This window comes from Streptomyces xanthophaeus (assembly GCF_030440515.1).
Classification (GTDB): Bacteria; Actinomycetota; Actinomycetes; order Streptomycetales; family Streptomycetaceae; genus Streptomyces; species Streptomyces kutzneri.
Genome location: NZ_CP076543.1, coordinates 8,025,433 through 8,041,930, shown reverse-complemented (window position 1 = coordinate 8,041,930; position 16,498 = coordinate 8,025,433). Strand labels below are relative to the sequence as shown.

General features: G+C 72.7%; 20 protein-coding genes. 12 read left to right on the top strand and 8 right to left on the bottom strand.

Annotation, left to right across the window (positions count from 1 at the left end; translation table 11 throughout):
* Positions 1-4 precede the first annotated feature (4 nt).
* The gene (locus KO717_RS36330) at positions 5-1,564 is read right to left on the bottom strand and encodes an alpha/beta fold hydrolase (protein ID WP_301374026.1); all 1,560 of its coding nucleotides are present in this window, start codon (positions 1,562-1,564) and stop codon (positions 5-7) included.
* Positions 1,565-1,811: 247 nt separating this feature from the next.
* On the opposite strand from KO717_RS36330, the gene KO717_RS36325 reads away from it, so the two are divergent.
* Entirely contained in the window at positions 1,812-2,879 is a 1,068-nt protein-coding gene (locus KO717_RS36325) for a PI-PLC domain-containing protein (RefSeq protein ID WP_301374024.1), read from the top strand.
* Positions 2,880-2,934: 55 nt separating this feature from the next.
* Here KO717_RS36325 and KO717_RS36320 read toward each other — a convergent pair whose 3' ends face one another.
* Both KO717_RS36320 and KO717_RS36315 read right to left on the bottom strand, forming a co-directional pair.
* Positions 2,935-3,216 (bottom strand): WhiB family transcriptional regulator, encoded by a 282-nt coding sequence (locus KO717_RS36320; protein WP_301374022.1) that lies wholly within the window; start codon positions 3,214-3,216, stop codon positions 2,935-2,937.
* A 47-nt stretch (positions 3,217-3,263) separates the two neighbouring features.
* On the bottom strand, positions 3,264-4,352 hold the full coding sequence (locus KO717_RS36315; protein ID WP_301374020.1) for a mechanosensitive ion channel family protein: 1,089 nt from the start codon (positions 4,350-4,352) through the stop codon (positions 3,264-3,266).
* 134 nt (positions 4,353-4,486) lie between these two features.
* On the opposite strand from KO717_RS36315, the gene KO717_RS36310 reads away from it, so the two are divergent.
* Entirely contained in the window at positions 4,487-4,963 is a 477-nt protein-coding gene (locus KO717_RS36310) for an ATP-binding protein (RefSeq protein ID WP_301374018.1), read from the top strand.
* A gap of 91 nt (positions 4,964-5,054) precedes the next feature.
* Here the strand turns inward: KO717_RS36310 and KO717_RS36305 are convergent, their stop codons facing one another.
* Complete coding sequence (locus KO717_RS36305) at positions 5,055-5,981, bottom strand: SigB/SigF/SigG family RNA polymerase sigma factor (RefSeq protein WP_301374016.1); 927 nt, start codon at positions 5,979-5,981, stop codon at positions 5,055-5,057.
* 172 nt (positions 5,982-6,153) lie between these two features.
* Here KO717_RS36305 and KO717_RS36300 point away from each other — a divergent pair, with 172 nt between their 5' ends.
* On the top strand, positions 6,154-6,546 hold the full coding sequence (locus KO717_RS36300) for a helix-turn-helix transcriptional regulator (RefSeq protein WP_301374015.1): 393 nt from the start codon (positions 6,154-6,156) through the stop codon (positions 6,544-6,546).
* Positions 6,547-6,571: 25 nt separating this feature from the next.
* Here the strand turns inward: KO717_RS36300 and KO717_RS36295 are convergent, their stop codons facing one another.
* Positions 6,572-7,333 (bottom strand): YqjF family protein, encoded by a 762-nt coding sequence (locus KO717_RS36295; protein ID WP_301374013.1) that lies wholly within the window; start codon positions 7,331-7,333, stop codon positions 6,572-6,574.
* Between the two features lie 204 nt (positions 7,334-7,537).
* Positions 7,538-8,143: a TetR/AcrR family transcriptional regulator gene (locus KO717_RS36290; RefSeq protein WP_301374011.1), complete on the bottom strand. Its 606-nt coding sequence runs from the start codon at positions 8,141-8,143 to the stop codon at positions 7,538-7,540.
* 119 nt (positions 8,144-8,262) lie between these two features.
* Here KO717_RS36290 and KO717_RS36285 point away from each other — a divergent pair, with 119 nt between their 5' ends.
* Positions 8,263-9,030 carry an SDR family NAD(P)-dependent oxidoreductase gene (locus KO717_RS36285; protein ID WP_301374009.1) on the top strand — a complete coding sequence of 256 codons (768 nt, stop codon included), beginning with the start codon at positions 8,263-8,265 and terminating at the stop codon, positions 9,028-9,030.
* Between the two features lie 224 nt (positions 9,031-9,254).
* The gene (locus KO717_RS36280) at positions 9,255-9,650 is read left to right on the top strand and encodes a DUF4118 domain-containing protein (protein ID WP_301374007.1); all 396 of its coding nucleotides are present in this window, start codon (positions 9,255-9,257) and stop codon (positions 9,648-9,650) included.
* Here KO717_RS36280 and KO717_RS36275 read toward each other — a convergent pair.
* Positions 9,640-10,347 (bottom strand): class E sortase, encoded by a 708-nt coding sequence (locus KO717_RS36275; protein WP_301374005.1) that lies wholly within the window; start codon positions 10,345-10,347, stop codon positions 9,640-9,642. The genes KO717_RS36280 and KO717_RS36275 overlap by 11 nt on opposite strands.
* Positions 10,348-10,626: 279 nt before the next feature.
* Between KO717_RS36275 and KO717_RS36270 the strand changes: the two genes are divergently transcribed.
* From KO717_RS36270 to KO717_RS36240, 7 genes are all read left to right on the top strand, one after another.
* Positions 10,627-10,869, top strand: coding sequence for a hypothetical protein (locus KO717_RS36270; RefSeq protein WP_301374003.1), 243 nt, complete (start codon positions 10,627-10,629; stop codon positions 10,867-10,869).
* A gap of 50 nt (positions 10,870-10,919) precedes the next feature.
* Positions 10,920-13,166 (top strand): heavy metal translocating P-type ATPase, encoded by a 2,247-nt coding sequence (locus KO717_RS36265; RefSeq protein ID WP_301374967.1) that lies wholly within the window; start codon positions 10,920-10,922, stop codon positions 13,164-13,166.
* Positions 13,163-13,693 carry a copper chaperone PCu(A)C gene (locus KO717_RS36260; RefSeq protein WP_301374001.1) on the top strand — a complete coding sequence of 177 codons (531 nt, stop codon included), beginning with the start codon at positions 13,163-13,165 and terminating at the stop codon, positions 13,691-13,693. The genes KO717_RS36265 and KO717_RS36260 overlap by 4 nt, the downstream gene beginning before the upstream one ends.
* 85 nt (positions 13,694-13,778) lie before the next feature.
* Positions 13,779-14,288: an NUDIX hydrolase gene (locus KO717_RS36255; RefSeq protein WP_301373999.1), complete on the top strand. Its 510-nt coding sequence runs from the start codon at positions 13,779-13,781 to the stop codon at positions 14,286-14,288.
* A gap of 77 nt (positions 14,289-14,365) precedes the next feature.
* A complete protein-coding gene (locus tag KO717_RS36250) occupies positions 14,366-15,244 on the top strand; it encodes a SigB/SigF/SigG family RNA polymerase sigma factor (protein ID WP_301373998.1) in 879 nt (292 codons plus the stop codon).
* Positions 15,245-15,334: 90 nt separating this feature from the next.
* Positions 15,335-15,706 carry an STAS domain-containing protein gene (locus KO717_RS36245; RefSeq protein WP_301373997.1) on the top strand — a complete coding sequence of 124 codons (372 nt, stop codon included), beginning with the start codon at positions 15,335-15,337 and terminating at the stop codon, positions 15,704-15,706.
* Positions 15,707-15,711: 5 nt separating this feature from the next.
* On the top strand, positions 15,712-16,161 hold the full coding sequence (locus KO717_RS36240; protein WP_301373996.1) for an ATP-binding protein: 450 nt from the start codon (positions 15,712-15,714) through the stop codon (positions 16,159-16,161).
* 46 nt (positions 16,162-16,207) lie between these two features.
* Here KO717_RS36240 and KO717_RS36235 read toward each other — a convergent pair whose 3' ends face one another.
* Positions 16,208-16,453: a DUF6296 family protein gene (locus tag KO717_RS36235; protein ID WP_189743668.1), complete on the bottom strand. Its 246-nt coding sequence runs from the start codon at positions 16,451-16,453 to the stop codon at positions 16,208-16,210.
* Positions 16,454-16,498: the final 45 nt, after the last annotated feature.

Here is a 16,498-nt window from a genome sequence, read left to right as displayed (position 1 = left end):
CACGTCAGGAGAAGGGCTGCCGGTCAGGTTGGCAGACCGTGCCGGGCGGCGGGAGCGTGCCGTCGATGAAGTAGCGGCTCTCGAAGTTGTTGATGCAGGTGCTGGAGTTGTTGAAGAGTGCGGTGTGGCCGTACCCGTTGTTCGTGAGCAGCCGGGCGTCGGCCAGCTCCTTCGCCATGGCCTGGGCGTCCGAGTGGGGTGTCGAGGGGTCATAGGTGGTTCCGACCACCAGGACGGGGTTCGCCGTGGGCTTGTTCCACGGGCCGTCGTACGGGTTGGCGGCGCGTGCCGGCCAGGTGGCACACGGCTCACCGGACCAGGTCCAGTACCGTCCGGCGTCGCCTGCGCGCCGGGCACTGTCCTCGGCCAGTCCCTCGTAGACGGCCGGGTCGCGCGGGTTGGGACTGTCACCGCACCACACGGCTGCGGCCTGTTCCTCACCCAGGTACGGATTCGGGTTCGCGACCGGGGGCGGGGGCGGGTACTGGGGGGACTTCGGGGTGCGACCCTGCCAGAGCTCCTGGAGCCGGGCGGCGAGATCGGTCCAGCCGGGGCGGACGATGTAGAGGCTGCTGACGGTGTTGGCAACGGTGTTGGCGTACGTCCACGGGCCCACAGGATGCTCGCGCAGACGCTGCATCAGCTGGTCGAACTTGTCGCGGGTGGCTTCCGGGCTGCCGGCCGAGAAGGCGCACCGGGCGGTGGTGGCCGATCCGCAGAGGTCGAGGAACTTGTTCAGGGTCGCGGCCGCGGTGCGGTCCGAGCCCATCCGCAGGAGGGTCGTGGTCCGGGGGTCGCCCGGCGAGGCGTTGTTCGTCCACGCCAGCGGGTCGATGTTGCTGTCGAGGACCATGGCGCGGACCTTGTCGGGGAACAGGTTGGCGTAGGTGGCGCCGAGGATCGTGCCGTAGGAGACGCCGAGGTAGTTGAGCTGCGGCTCCCCCACCGCCCGGCGGAGCAGGTCGAGGTCCTGGGCGGTGTCCGCGGTCGACACGTGGCGCAGGAGGTCGGGGTCGCGCTTCTCGCAGCGGCGGCCCAGGTCCTCGTACGCCTCGATCCAGGTCGTGCGCTCCTTCTCGCCCACCGGGAAGCCGGCCGGTTTGCCCGCACCCCAGGCCTGGGCCTCCTCGGGGCTGTCGAAGCAGTTCACGGCGGTGCTGTTGCCGATGCCTCTGGGGTCCCAGCTGACGATGTCGAACCGTTCGCGCAGGTCCTTCGGGAAGGAGTCGTAGTTCTGCGGCACCTGCACCGTCCCGGGGCCGCCGGGGCCACCGGGGTTGACGAACAGGGTGCCCATGCGTTGCGCGGGGTCGCCCGCCTTCCGGCGGACGACGGCCAGGTCGATGGTGCGGCCGGCGGGAGCCGCATGGTCCAGCGGCACCTTGGCGGTGGCACAGTCGTACGGGCTGCCAGGTTTGCAGGGGCTCCAGTCCAGCCGGGGGACGGCCTGCGAAGGCGAGGGCGTGGGCTCCGCACGGGCCGCGGCGAGTTCCGGCACGGTGAGCATCGAGGAGCAGACCGCCGCCACGACGAGGGCTGCCGCACGCCGGCGACGACCGGACATCGGTCGGGGTGTGGGCCGGACTCCGGGTGCGGGTCCGGGTGAGGGTGCAGTTCCGGGCATGGTCCGCCCTCCTCCGGCAGGTCGGGGGCGTGGTGCGGCGCCCGGTGCCGTGGCACCGGTACGCGCCGCCGGGTCCTGCTTCAACCAAACCTCGATTCGCCGGCGCGCGCGAGCCCGGCCCGCCGGTCCGCGGCCGGCCCTGTCCGCAGGGGGGCGGATCCACGGCCCGCGCGCTATCCTCCGCGCCATGCCGATTGACATGGACATGCGATTAAGGGGGCGGTCGCGCGCCCTGGTGTGCCTCCTCCTGCTGGCTCTCCTGGGCACAGTGACCACAGCGGCCGCCGCGCCCCGGGCCGCCGCGCCCGCCACGGCCCCTGCCCCTGCCGCCGAGGCCGCTCCGGCCACCGCGAGCACGGCCGCCGCGGCCGCCCGCTGGGGCGACCGGCGGCTCGACGAGGTCACCTTCCTGACCACCCACAACGCCTTCACGAACTACGAGGACTCCCGCTGGAGCTCGGTGAACCAGTCCGAGTCCGTACGTGCCCAGCTCGACAACGGCGTGCGCGGCCTGAGCCTGGACACGCACTGGTACGAACGCAGCACCTGGCTGTGCATCATCAGCTTCGGCAGCGACTGCTACCCCAGCGACGTGTACCTGTGCCACGGCGACTGCAAGACCTTCGCCGGAGCCACGTACGCCCTGCCGCGGCAGACCTTCCACGGCACGATGCAGACCGTCGTGGACTTCCTCGCCGCCCATCCGCAGGAGGTCGTGACCGTCTTCCTGGAGGACTACGTCGGCGCCGATCAGCTGCAGGCGTCCCTCGGCCGGGTCAGGGGGCTGCAGGACATGGTGTTCCGGCCCGACGACTGGGGCGTACGACAGCACGGCTGGCCCAAGGTCGCCGACCTGGTCACCTCCGGCAAGCGGCTGCTGATCTTCTCCGACCGGTCCGACCGGGAGCACCTGGGCGTCATGTACGACAAGTCCTGGACCGTGAGCAACTTCTGGAGCCTCGGTGACCTGGGCGACGACCTCTCGTGCGTCAGCCGGTGGTCCGACGTGCCGCTCGACCGCCAGGAGCCCGGATTCCGGCGCCTGTTCACGATGAGCCACCACCGCAACGTGCCCACCGTCCTCACGGCGGCCCTGGACAACGGCGCCAAGCTGCGCGGCCGCATCGCCGGGCAGTGCCGGTCGGCGACCGGGGGCCGCGACCCGAACTTCGTCTCCGTCGACTTCCACCGCCTGTCGGACGGCAGCGGCCACACGCCCGCCTCGATCGTCGCGGAACTGAACGCACGCCCCTGAACCGCCTGCCGGCCGGGTGGACCGCCGCGCACCGCGTGGGGCGGCACCCGGCCGGTCAGCCCGCCTTACGCGCGCCCAGCTCCCGCCGCTCGTCCTCGGTCAGTCCGCCCCACACCCCGTACGGCTCCTGCACGCGCAGCGCGTGGCTCAGGCACTCCGCCCGCACCGGGCACAGCGCGCAGACCTCCTTGGCCTCCTGCTCCCGTATGGAGCGCTCCTCGCCGCGCTCCCCCGCCGGGTGGAAGAACCGGTCCGTACCGAGCTCCCGGCACGCCGCGTCCTCCTGCCACTGCCACAGATGCTCCGCACGGCCCGGCAGGTGTGCCACCTTCGGCATGTCCCGACTCCTCTTCTCCGCCTTGTGCATGTCTTCGGACTCCTTCCTCACGCGTCTGACCCGGGTGCCCGTTCCGAAACACCGTCCGCGCACTCCGCCGGGACGGCTGCCGCGGACGTGGAGACCCGCGGCAGGGCGTACGGGTGCTTCTCGGCCAGCCAGGCGACGAGCTGTTCCCGTACCGCGCAGCGGGCGGTCCACAGATCGTCCGCGTCCTTCGCGGTGACGATCGCCCGCACCACGATGGCGCTGGGCGTCGTGTCGGTGACCGCCAGGTCCCAGCCTCGGCCGTCCCACGCCTCGCAGCCGTCCAGGATCTCCTTGAGCTTCTCGCGCATCAGCGGGACGGGGGTGGTGTGGTCGCAGTGCAGGAAGACCGTGCCGGTCATCTGGATCCCGCCGCGCGACCAGTTCTCGAAGGGCCGCCCGGTGAAGTACGAGACGGGCATGGTGATCCGGCGTTCGTCCCAGGTGCGCACGGCCAGGAAGGTGAGCGTGACCTCCTCGACCACACCCCACTCTCCGGCCACCACGACGGTGTCGCCGATCCGCACCATGTCACCGAAGGCGATCTGGAATCCGGCGAAGAGGTTGCCGAGGGTGGACTGGGCGGCCACGCCCGCGACGATGCCGATGATCCCGGCCGAGGCCAGCAGCGAGGTCCCCACGGCGCGCAGGCCCGGGAGGGTCAGCAGCATCGCGGCGACGGCCACCACGGCGACGACGGCGGTGACGATCCTCATGATCAGCGTCACCTGGGTACGGACCCTGCGCACGCGGGACGGGTCTCGCGTGCCGAGCGCGTAGCGGGCGTACGAGGACTCGACCACCGCGGAGGTGACGAGGACGACGCACCACGCGCTCGCACCGATCACCACGAGTGTCAGGATCCTGCCCACGGCAGCCTCGTGCTCCTGCATGGGCTGCCATGCGATCTGCCGGTACACGGCGCGCAGCACCGCGGCGAACAGCAAGACCCTTACCGAGGTGCGGCAGCGGCGCAGCATGTTCCAGAGCGGTGTCTCGGGGTGCCGGGCGCCCGCGCGCCGCAGCAGCAGGTCGGTGAGCTTGCCCGCGACGAGGGTGAGGACGATCGCGCCGCCCAGGACGGCCGACACGTGCAGAAGGCTGTTCATGGCTCCTCTGGATGGGCTCGGGGACGGGTCCCGTCGCACGTGCCCGGCCCCCGCGTGGACAAACAGGGCGTCCGTTGCGCGATGGCGGGTACAAGCGACCGTGACACGACAGCCGAGGACGAGGTGAGTGCGCAGTGCAGACCATCGGACCGGACACCGGCGGGCCCGTACCGGACGCGCGGGGGCCGGCCTTCCCCCAGCTCCGCCGGCTCGCCCTGCGCGACGCCTTCCGGCAGGTCGCGCGGGGCCGCCGGTTCACCCGTGAGGCGCTGGAGGACTGGGGGTGGGACGGTCAGGCCACCGCCGAGGACGCGATCCTGGTCGTGTCGGAACTCGTCACCAACGCCAAGCTGCACGCGGGCGGCTGCGACGAGCTCCGGCTCCGCGCCGGGGAGGTGTTCCGCATCGAGGTGTACGACGGCCACGGAGAGCTCCCGCGGCCCCTGCCCGCCGTGCGTCCGGGCCGTGCGGGCCACCCGGGCGGCCACGGCCTGCGCCTGGTGCACCGGATCGCCGACCGGTGGGGCGTCCAGGCGGTCGGGCGCGGCAAGGTCGTCTGGGCCGAGATCGACGCCGAGCGCCTGCGGACGGGCCGGCCCGGGCACGCCTGAACCCGACGGGCCGGTGGGGCCCGTCGGGCCGGGTTCAGGTGTGCCCGGGCCGGGTGTTCCGGGGCGGGCGCTTCGAGCCGGGTGTTGCGGGTCAGGTGTGCAGCAGCTCCGCGCGCAGGGAGCCCAGCGTGCGGGTGAGCACACGGGAGACCTGCATCTGGGAGAGGCCGATCTCCTCGCCGATCTCCGCCTGGGTCATCTCCTGGCCGAAGCGCAGCTCCAGGATCTGGGTGGAGCGCTCGTCCAGGTCGGCGAGCAGCGGCGCGAGGGCGTGCCGGTCCTCGACCGCCTCCAGGGCGGGGTCGATGTCACCCATGGTCTCGGCGAGGCTGCGCGAGGTCCGTGCGGCCGTGGACACCTGGGTGCCGCCGGCCGGACCGTCCTGGGGCACGTCGAGGGACTGTGTGGAGTAGCCGTTGGCCGCGACCAGGCCCTGGCGGACCTCGTCCTCCGTGAGGTCCAGCCGCTCGGCGAGTTCCGAGGGGGTGGGCGCGTGGTCCGTCTCGGCGGTCAGCTCCTCCGTGGCCTTCGCGAGCTCCAGGCGCAGCTCCTGGAGGCGGCGCGGCACGCGTACGGCCCAGGTGGTGTCCCGGAAGTGGCGCTTGATCTCGCCCGTGATGTAGGGCAGGGCGAGCGTGGTGAGCTGGGTGTTGCGGTCGGGGTCGTAGCGGTCGATGGCCTTGATCAGCCCGATGATGCCGACCTGGATGATGTCCTCGTTCTCGGGGCCGCCGGGGCGGTCACGGAACGGCCGCGCGGCGAACTGCACCAGTGAGATGTTCATCTCGATCAGCGTGTTGCGCACGTACTGGTACTCGCGGGTCCCCTCTTCGAGGCTCTGCAGCCGTTCGAAGAAGACACCGGTCAGCTCCCGGGCGTCGCGGGTCGACAGTTCCCGGGGGCAGGGCACGTCCGGCAGCCCGCCGAGTGCGGGGGCGTCGCCGGTACCACCGCCGGGGGTGGCCGTCGTCGGGATCGTCGTCGGGGTCATGGCCTCGGCCTTGGCCGTGAAGGTCATCGTCTTCGCTCCTTGGGCACGTGTGCTTGCGGTGCGGTGCGTCGCTCGTTCGCTCTGGTCATGCGGAACTCTGTTTCCGCTTCCCCCTGCACCCTGTCGGGGCCGGAGACAGACGTCAAGTAATACCGGAAAAGTGGTTCTGGAATTGCATTTCGTGAGTCATCCCTCAAGAATGACGGGTGTGGAGAGCGAGCACACAGGACCCCGCCGCAACGGCTGGACCTTCCTGACGAACCATGCCCGGGTTCTGATCGCCATCGCGCGCGACCCGGGCATCCGGCTGCGCGACATCGCGGTGGACTGCGGTCTGACCGAGCGCACCGTTCAGGCGATCGTCACGGACCTGCAGGCGGACGGCTACCTCACCAGGACCCGGGACGGGCGGCGCAACCGCTACGTCGTCGCCCCCGGCGCCCGCTTCCGCCACCCGGCGGAGGCCGGCCACGAGATCGCCGGACTGCTGGCCTACCTCGCCGGCCCGCTGACCGCGCCGGAGCCGGTGGCACCGTCCGCCGACGTGGCGAACGGCACACCCGGCCACGGCGAGCCCCGCACGGCCGTATAGACCCCGGGCGGGTGCTGCACCCGCGTCAGGCGCGCCCCAGGGACGGCCGCCCGAACCGTACGGGGACCCCGGGCGAGTAGAGCACGCTCACGGGCGGCCCGCCCGGGGCGGGCAGGCCTGCCGCGGCCACCAGGCCCTCGTCGCAGCCGAGGAGCTCGGCGCGGTGCAGCGGCCAGCGCGGATGCGCGTTCGGCACGTACAGCGGCCGGCCGAAGAGCTGCGTGTGCATGCCCCAGCGGGCGGTCAGGAAGTGCTCCAGGTCCGTCGGCTCCGCGATGCGCCCACCCACACGTACGGCGATGCGGCTGTGCGCGCCGCGCGGGCCTGGCCGGCGCCGGCTGCTGGCGTACGTGACGGTGTCGCCGTCATGACGGACCGTCATCCGGGACCAGACGTACGGCAGTCGGAACGCGGCCCGGCCGACGGCCACCGGGATCAGCCGGGAGGCGTCCAGCGAGCGGAAGACCACGGCCCGGCGGCCACGGGCGTCGACCGAGTAGAGGCGGACGTTGGTCTCGGGGAAGGAACCCAGGTAGGGGACGCCGGGAAGGCGGAACCAGCCGACCTTGTGCATGCGGAAGGCCACCAGGCCGACGTAGGTGATCCCGTCCAGGGCGTCCGGCACGGTGCCGGCCGGCAGCAGGGGTGCGACCTGGGCCGGGTCGGCGGGCCAGTGCAGGAACGCCAGGTCGAGCCAGGACTGGGTGAGCAGGGGGCGGTCCACCGGGCGCGGCGGGTCGGCCGATATCGGCTCCGGGACCACGGCGGGCGGCGGCGTCTGACGCATTCAGCCAGTATTCCCCGCGCGCCCGGCAGCGACGCAGGCGGACTCCCCGGCGCGTGCACCCGGACGACCGGACGACCGGACGCGGGCATGCTGGCGCGGCGCCCGTGGGGCGGCTATGGTCGTAGGTAGAACGACCGGTCTTTCTCCCCTCAGGCCGGAACGGCTCCACCCCTCTGCCCGGAAGGAGAAATCGATGGAAAGCGGTCAGCCCTTGGACCGGATCAGCCGTACCGCGCTCAGCAGCGTCTCGTGCGCGGCCGCGGCGTCGTCCAGATAGCCCGCGGCCATGGCCCCGTCGTAGAGCATCAGCAGCGCGCCGGCGGCGGACTCCGGGGCTGCGTGCCCGAGGTCGGTGAGCAGGCCCTTGAGAAGGGCGCGGACCCACTCCCTCTGTTCGGCGACCAGGATGCGCACCGGGTGGGTGGCGTCCGGGTACTCGGCCGCCGCGTTCATGAACGGCGAGCCGCGGAATCCGCGCTCCTGGGCGTGCTCCGAGATCGCCTCGAAGATCAGGTCGATGGCCTCGGCAGGCGCGTGCGCGGCGGCCAGCGGCTCGGCGGCGGCCCGGTAGTAGGCCTCCTTGGTCCGGAGATAGGCCAGGACCAGGTCGTCCTTCGACGCGAAGTGCCGGTAGAAGGTCGCCTTCGTCACCCCGGCCTCGGCGATCAGCCGCTCCACTCCGATGGCCCGCACGCCCTCGTAGTAGAAGAGGTGCGACGCGGCGCGGATCAGCCGTTCCCGGGGCGGCAGTTTGCTGTCCCCCGCGGTTGCCCGGCTCGTCAGGTCGGTGGTCTGCCCAGTGCTGCTCACCCGCCCATTGTGCCCTCGGGCGGCCCTCGACCGGTTCCCCGCTTCCCCTTCCCCTCTCATCCCGTCCCACTCGGCCGCCCCTCCCCCGTGGCCGTTCATCGAAAGGCTGGACCACGACCATGACCACACCCCCTCGGCTCGAAGGAACTGTCGCCCTCGTCACCGGTGCCTCCAGTGGCATCGGCCGGGCCACCGCGCTGGAACTCGCCCGCCACGGCGCGGCCGTGTCGCTCGTCGGCCGGCGCGAGGACCGGCTCGCGGACCTGGCCGCGGAGATCTCCGGCTCCGGCGGACGGAGCCTCGTCGTCCCCGCCGACATCGGCGACGCCCGGGCCGCAGCGGAGGCGGTCGAGCGCACCGCCGGGGAACTCGGCCGTCTGGACATCCTGGTGAACAACGCCGGTCTGATGCTTCTGGGTCCGGTCCCGGGCGCGGATCCGGAGGACTGGCGGCGCATGGTCGACGTCAATCTGATGGGCCTGATGTACTGCGCCCACGCCGCCGTTCCGCATCTGGTCAAGGCCGCCGCCCAGGATCCTCGGGGCGTCGCCGACATCGTCAACATCGGCTCGGTCGCGGGGCGCAGCGCGTTCGGTATGTCCGCCGTGTACTGCGCCGCCAAGTTCGGGGTCGGCGCGTTCAGCGAGGCGCTGCGGCAGGAGCTGGCGCGGCAGCACGTACGCGTGTCCGTGGTCGAGCCGGGCAGTGTCGACACCGAACTGCGCGGCCACAACCCGGCGGCCGTCCAGGCCCAGCTGGCCGCGCATCTCGGCGACATCGAACGGCTGCAGAGCCATGACGTGGCCGACGCCGTGGGCTACATCGTCACGCGCCCCCGGCACGTCGCCGTCGCCGAACTCCTCGTCCGTCCCACCGAGCAGGTCTGACGGAGCCGTCCTGCCGGTGATCCCGCCACCCGCCCACTCCGCCCCGGCGCAGGGGAATCCGCGAAGTCCCCACCCCGGCGGCGGCTTTGGCGACGTACCTTGCGGCCGGCCGGGGGCGGACGACGCAGCAGCGCGGCCCCGCTCACGGCTCCGGGCGTCCTCCTCCGGTGGGGCATCATCTCCGAGAGCCCCGACGGTGGGGCATCGCGCGGAGGAGGCGTCGCATGGTCGAGTGGAAACGGATCAGCTCAGGCATTCGTCCCGTACCCAGTCCTGCCGCGACCACCTCGGTCTGGGCCGCGGCGGCCGTCGCGGCCGTCGCCCTGGTCGCCGTGCTCAACCTCCTGGACGGACCGGACGACCCCACCGTCGACCTCGTGGCGCTCTCCCTCGCCGTGGCCGTGGTGAGCACCGGAGCCCGTTTCACCGCCGCCCCGGGGACCGCCCTGCTCTGCTGGCTCGTCCTCAACGTCTTCGCGACCGCGCCCGTGGGTGAACTCAGCTGGGAGACCCCCTACGACCCGGTACGTCTCGCCTGCCTCCTCGCCGCGGCCGGCACGGGAACCGTCATCGCCCGCCTCGGCCACGCGCGCGCCGCGCACCGGCGGGTCAGGCCTTAGGCGAGGTCTTGCGCAGCACGCCTATCTTGTCGATGCGGTGCTCCGGATTGCCCTGGGCATCGCTCCAGAAGTTGCCCTCGGCGTGGTCCTCCGGTGTGGCGCAGGTCGAGATCGTGATCATGGCCTGGGTGGGGGCCGCCCCGGGTGATCCGGGCACGGCGGCGCGCTGTTCGCTCAGCGAGCGCTCCGACCGGAAGGACGTCTTGCGGGTCGCGGTGATCTCGTAGGTGTACACCACCTCGCCCACGGTCACGAGGACCGTGTCGCCCTGCCCGACGGTGGGCAGGTCCCCCAGCGGGCCGCCGGCCGACATGCGGTGCGCGGTGACCAGGAAGTTGCCCACCTGGCCCGGCCCGACCCCGCCCCGCTGCCCGTAGGGGCTGGCCGCCACGCCGAGGTCCTGGATACGGGTTCCCGGTACGTCGTCGGTGGTGCCCTCGTACGGAACCACGCGCAGCCCGGTGACACCTGCGGCGGGTATGGACAGCGTGGATTCCACGGGTGCGGAAGCAGGGGCGGGAGCGGGCGCCGGGGCGGGCACGGCGGCGGCGGTGACCACCGCCGGGGGTGTGGCGGCCGGCACGGACGCGGGTACCGCCGCACCGGCGGCGGTCGAGGGGGTGCACGCCGCCAGCAAGGCGGTCACGGCACCGGCCAGCACGGCGGGGACGGCTCGGTACGGGAACGGCAAGGACATGGGCGTTTTCCCTGTCGGTCGGTCGGCCGGGGCGTGCGGCGGGCGGGTGACCCGATGCGCCCGGTCAGAGTGACATACGGAGCAAGAGGTCCATAAGGGTCCGCCCCTGTGACCTCGCTCCCGCCACCCCGCGCGGGCGGGCGTGAGGAAAAGAAAACTCGCGGGAACTTCCTCGCGCTTCTCTGCGACTACCTCGCCGGAGGAAGTGCCGTCCCGGCTCCGGCAGGGCTGACCGGCACTTCGTCCGTCTGGAACCGAGTACAAGTATCCGGAGTGGCGATGACGGACCGGCTTGAGTACCCGACCCTGGCGATCACCGCGCTGAAGCGGTGGGCGCCGCCGCCCGCTCTCGCCGGCTTCATAGCGCTCCTCATCATGATGTTCGGCGCGGCGTACGCGGTGGGGGCGGGCGCAGGCCCGGTGGCCCCCGGTATGCGGTCCACCCAGGTCGACAGCCCGGCGTTCGTAGGGGAGCTGGGACGGACGCACGGGCACAGCGGCGGTACGGGCGGCACGCGGTGACGGCCGGGCGGACCGAGGTGGTGGCCACCACCGATCTGGTCGTCGGGGGGATGACCTGCGCGGCCTGCGTGAACCGTGTCGAGAAGCGGCTGGCCAGGATCGAGGGCGTACGCGCCACGGTCAACCTCGCCACCGGGCGGGCCCGGGTGATGCACCCGTCGCACGTGACGACGGAGGACCTCGTCTCGGCGGTCGAGCGGGCGGGCTACAGCGCCGAGGTGCCGGCACCTCCCGCGCCCACGTCGGACCGGACGCAGCCGACGGGGGCCGGGGGTGCCCCGGGCCGGGAGGAGGTGCGGCGGCTGCTGATCACCGCCCTGCTGTCCGTTCCGGTCCTGGCACTGTCGATGGCGCCCGCCCTGCAGTTCCGCAACTGGCAGTGGCTGTGCTTCGTGCTCGCCGCGCCGGTCGCCGTCTGGGGTTCGCTGCCGTTCCACCTCCGGGCGTTACGGGGGCTGCGGCACGCGGCGGCGACGATGGACACCCTGGTGTCGCTCGGCGTGGTCGCTTCCTTCTCCTGGTCGGCGTACGCGCTGTTCCTCGGCGGGGCGGGCGATCCCGGAATGCGGATGCCGTTCAGTCTGCTCCCCTCGGCGGGCGGCGAGGTGGCCCACATCTACCTGGAGGCCGCGGTCGGGGTCCCGCTGTTCGTGCTGACCGGGCGTTTCCTCGAATCCCGGGCCCGCCGCGGCACGGGTGAGGCACTGCGCTCGCTCGCCGGTCTGGCCGCCAAGGACGTGACGGTACGGGAGGACGGCGGCGAACGGCTCGTCCCGATCGGGCAGTTGCGGGTGGGGCAGGAGTTCGTCGTCCGGCCGGGCGAGCGGGTCGCCACGGACGGGGTGGTGGCCTCCGGCGGTTCGGCCGTCGACCTCTCCCTGGTCACGGGCGAGAGCGAGCCCGTCGAGGTGGGACCCGGCCAGGCGGTGGTGGGCGGTGCGGTCAACGCGGGCGGTCTGCTGGTCGTCCGGGCCACCGCGGTCGGCGCGGACACCCAACTCGCCCGGATCACGCGCATGGTCACCGAGGCGCAGTCCGGAAAGGCCCGGGCCCAGCGCCTCGCCGACACGGTGGCGGGCGTCTTCGTCCCGGTCGTGCTGGCCCTGGCCGTCACCGTTCTCGGCTTCTGGCTCGGTGCCGGGGCCGATCCGCAGGCAGCCGTCACCGCCTGTGTGGCCGTCCTGGTCGTGGCCTGTCCCTGCGCCCTGGGGCTGGCGACCCCCACCGCCCTGCTGGCGGCGACGGGCCGGGGCGCGCAGCTGGGTCTGCTGGTCAGCGGCCCGCGGGCGCTGGAGACCCTGCGGCACGTCGACACCGTGGTCCTGGACAAGACCGGCACGCTGACGACCGGCCGGATGACCGTCACGCGTGTGACGGCCGTGCCCGACGGGATGGGCGCGGAGCGGGCCCTGTGGCTGGCCGCCGCGGTGGAACAGGGTTCCGAGCACCCGCTCGGCCGCGCCGTGGTCGCGTACGCCCGGCAGGACCCGCACCGCAGGCCGCCGGCCGAGGTGACCGGATTCCGGGCGACCGCGGGCATCGGTGTGACCGGGGTGGTGGAAGGGCACCGCGTGGAGGTCTGCGCCGCCGGTGCGGACCTGCATCCGTCGCTGGACAGGGCCCTGGCCGAGGCCGAGGCGGCCGCGCACACGCCGGTCCTGGTCCGGGTGGACGGCGCCGACCAGGCCCTGATCGCACTCGGGGACGCGCTGCGCCCCGGCAGCTACCGGGCCGTCGACCGGCTGCGGCGCCTGGGGGTGGAGCCGGTGCTGGCCACCGGCGACCGCGAGGCCACCGCGACCCGGGTCGCCGCCGCGCTCGGGATCGGGTCCGGGGACGTGCACGCGCACTGCTCGCCCGAGGACAAGGCGCGGCTCGTACGGGAGTTACGCGGCCAGGGGCGACGGGTCGCGGTGATCGGCGACGGGGTGAACGACGCCGGCGCACTGGCCGGGGCCGACCTCGGCATCGCCATGGGGAGCGGAACGGACGTGGCCATCGGCGCGGCCGATGTCACGCTGGTGCGCGGGGACATCGAGTCGGTCGCCGACGCCGTCGAGCTGGCGAGGCGGACCCTCGGGACGATCCGGGCCAACCTCGTCTGGGCCTTCGGCTACAACGTCGTCACCGTGCCGCTCGCCGCGGTGGGGTTGCTCAACCCGATGGTCGCGGCGGCCGCGATGTCGGTGAGTTCCCTGATGGTGGTGGCCAACAGTCTCCGGTTGCGTACCTGGCAGCCGGCACCGCAGGCACGCCGGGCGGGTACGGGCAGCCGGACGAAGGGTACGGGGCGATGACGCGTTCACCTTCGGAGCAGCCCCCCGGCGGCGCACTCCCGACCGGTCGGAGCGTGCACGAGGGGCTGCGCGCCGCCGTCGCCCCGGTGGCCGCCTGCGCGCTCGCGCTGGCCGGCCTGACGGCCTGGGCCTCGTCCGGCGCCGCGGGCAGCCCGCCGCAGATCGCCGCCGGGAACGGCCGTGTCCTCCTGCCCCAGGGCAGCAGCCGGGACACGGCCGCCTTCTTCGACATCACCAACATCGGTGGCGCGGACGACCAGTTGACCGAGGTGACGTCACCCGGCGTCGAGGAGACGCTGCTCAGCCGGCGGGAGAACTCCGGGCTCGGAGCGGACCTGTTACGGCCGGTGGGTCCGGTGAGGGTGGCCGCGGGTGACACCGTCGCCATGTCCCCGTCCGGCCTGAGCGTCACGACCCGGACGAAGCCGGTCCGCTGGCAGGCGGGCGACATGGTCCCGTTCGTCCTCCACTTCCGTTACAGCGCGCCGGTCGAGGTGGTGGCGGTGGTGGTCCGGCCCGGCAGCTGACGGGCTGCCGGGCCGCGGCCCGTTCCCGGGGCCGGGCGGACACCCGTACCCGAGGGAGGGCGAGGCCCCTGCGATCATGCGTCCCATGGGCGAACCGGTCGAACGGGTCGATGAGCAGGACCGCGTCGTGGCGGTCGTGGACCGTGCGGAGGCGATACGCGAGCGCTGGCCGCACCGCGTCGCCACGATCGCGTGCCGCGACGGCGACGGCCGGATCCTCGTGCACCGCCGCCCGGAGGACGCGTCCCGCTTCCCGGGGCAGTTCACCTGGATGCTCGGTGGCGCCGTCGGCGTCGGCGAGTCGTACGAGGAGGCAGCGGCCAGGGAACTGGCGGAGGAGCTCGGGGTCCGGGCCGTTCCCCGCTTCGTGCTCAAGTTCCTGTGCGACGGAGCGATCAGCCCCTACTGGCTGGGCCTGCACGAAGCCGTGGTCACCGCACCGGTCCGGCCCGACCCCGGGGAAGTCGCCTGGTTCGACTGGCTGACCGAGCCCGAGCTCGAAGAGCTCGTCCACCGCTCCGCGTTCATACCGGACGCCCGCGAGGCCTTCGACCGGTATCGCGCCCTGCACCGCCCGCACACTCACGAAGAGTGACGCCCGGCCACGGCGTGCACAGCTTCAACCCGCCGGGAGAGGGTATGGGGCTTGAGGGAACTTCCCGAGGAGGCTTCATGCCTGCCACTCTCCGTACCCAGGCCGGCTCCGCGCCGCAGCAGGACGCTCCGCAGGACCCTCGCGAGATCCGCGATCCGCGGTCCGTGAGCACCGCTGACGCCCACGACCTGTCGGTCACGCTCTTCCGGCGGCTGCACGAACTGGAGGAGGGGACCGCAGAGTACTCGTACGTGCGCAACACCCTGGTCGAGCTGAACCTGAGCATGGTCAAGTACGCGGCCACGCGCGTCCGGCACGTCGGCGCGCCGTGGGAGGACGTCCTGCAGGTCGGCACCATCGGCCTGATCAAGGCCATCAACAGGTTCGATCCGGAGCGCGGGTTCGAGTTCATGTCGTTCGCGCTGCCCACCATCGTGGGAGAGATCAAGCGGTACTTCCGTGACACGACCTGGGCCGTCCGCGTACCGCGCAGGCTGCAGGAGTTGCGCATCGACCTGGCCAAGGCGAACGACGCCCTGGAGCAGGAGCTGGGTCACGCTCCGGGTGCGCAGGAGCTCGCCGAGCGGCTGGACATCACCGTGGACGAGGTCTGCGAGGGCCGGCTCGCGGCCAACGGGTTCACCAGCCTGTCCCTCGACGTCCCCGTGGCGGCCGAGGACGACGAGGCCCCCGGCGTGTCGTCCCGGAGCCTCGGCGTCGAGGAGAGCCGCTTCGAGACGGTCGAGGATCTGGAATCGCTCAAACCGCTGGTGGATGCGCTGCCCGAGCGGGACCGGACGATACTCGCCCTGCGTTTCGGCGAGGAGCTGACCCAGGCCGAGATCGGCGAGCGCCTGGGCATGTCGCAGATGCACGTCTCCCGGCTGCTGGCCCGCATCCTGGGCCGGCTGCGGGAGGGGCTGCTCGGCGAGGAACAGCGGGCCGAGGCGGAATGAGGCGCCCCTTTCGGCACGGGACGGACGGACAGGCATATCGCGCGGGAACCCGGGCAGGTGCAGGAGTGCACGACGGAAGGGTGATGCCGGATGGTGCCGGAAGCGGAGAGTGAACGCTTCACCGTCGCGGTGGCGGCCGTGGACGGAGCTGTCGTCCTCACGCTGACGGGGGAACTGGACCACGACACGGCTCAGCCGCTGCGGGACGCGCTGGAGGAGGCGCTCGCCCCGGGCCGGCGGCTGCTGGTCGACATGGCGGGACTCGGGTTCTGCGATTCCACCGGGCTGAACGTGCTGCTGAACACGCGCCTGGCGGCACAGGAGGCGGGAGCCGGCCTTGAACTGGCCGGTCTGCACGGACCTGTCGCCCGGATGTTCCGGATCACCGGTGCGGACGGTGTGTTCCCCGTCCATTCCGATGTGGCGGAAGCCCTGAGGGCGCCACTCGGCGGAGGAGCCTGAGCGTCATGGAGCAGCGCGGCCCGTCCGACCGGATCTGGAGCCTGATGCTGTCCGGAACCACCGATGTCGTCTCGCGCAGCCGTGACTTCGCCCGCCAGGCACTGACGGCCTGGCGCTGGCTCCCCGGGACGGGAGAGATCGACCGCGAGAGCGCCGAGGACGTGCTCCTGCTGGTGTCGGAGGTGGTGGCCAACGCCTGTCTGCACGGCGGAGGACCCCGGGCACTCGTCCTCGACTTCTCGGCCGAACGGCTGCGGATCGAGGTCACGGACGGCAATCCGGCCCCGCCGGTGCGCGTGCCGGCGCGGGGGCCGGGCGACCTGGGTGGGCCGGTCGGTCACGGACTGCTGATCGTGGAACGTCTGGCCCGGGACTGGGGCTCCGAACCGGGGGTGGACGGCAAGCGCGTCTGGTGCGAGGTTCCGTGCCCGCCGGGGATCCGCGTCCCCAGCTGACGGTGGCGAACCGGCCGGGACACCCGCGCCGCCCGACCCCTGCGCGTCACACGCCGGGCACGGCCCGGACGCTCACCCGCGAGGCGGGTTCCTGGTGGCCGCCGCTCGCGATCATGCGTACGTCGCCCTGGTCGCTGATCTCCGCCTGCACGATTCCGGTGTCGTCGGCGTAGATCGGATGGCCGCCGGGCCCGGTCCGGTCGGTGCGGTGTACGAGGACCGATTCCTCGCCGCCCGGTACCGCATGGTCAGGGGCGGCGAATACCAGTTCGTACCTGCTGTCCCGTCCCATTCCGGCCTCCTCCGTGCGAATGCCCCGTCGCCACCATTATCGGGC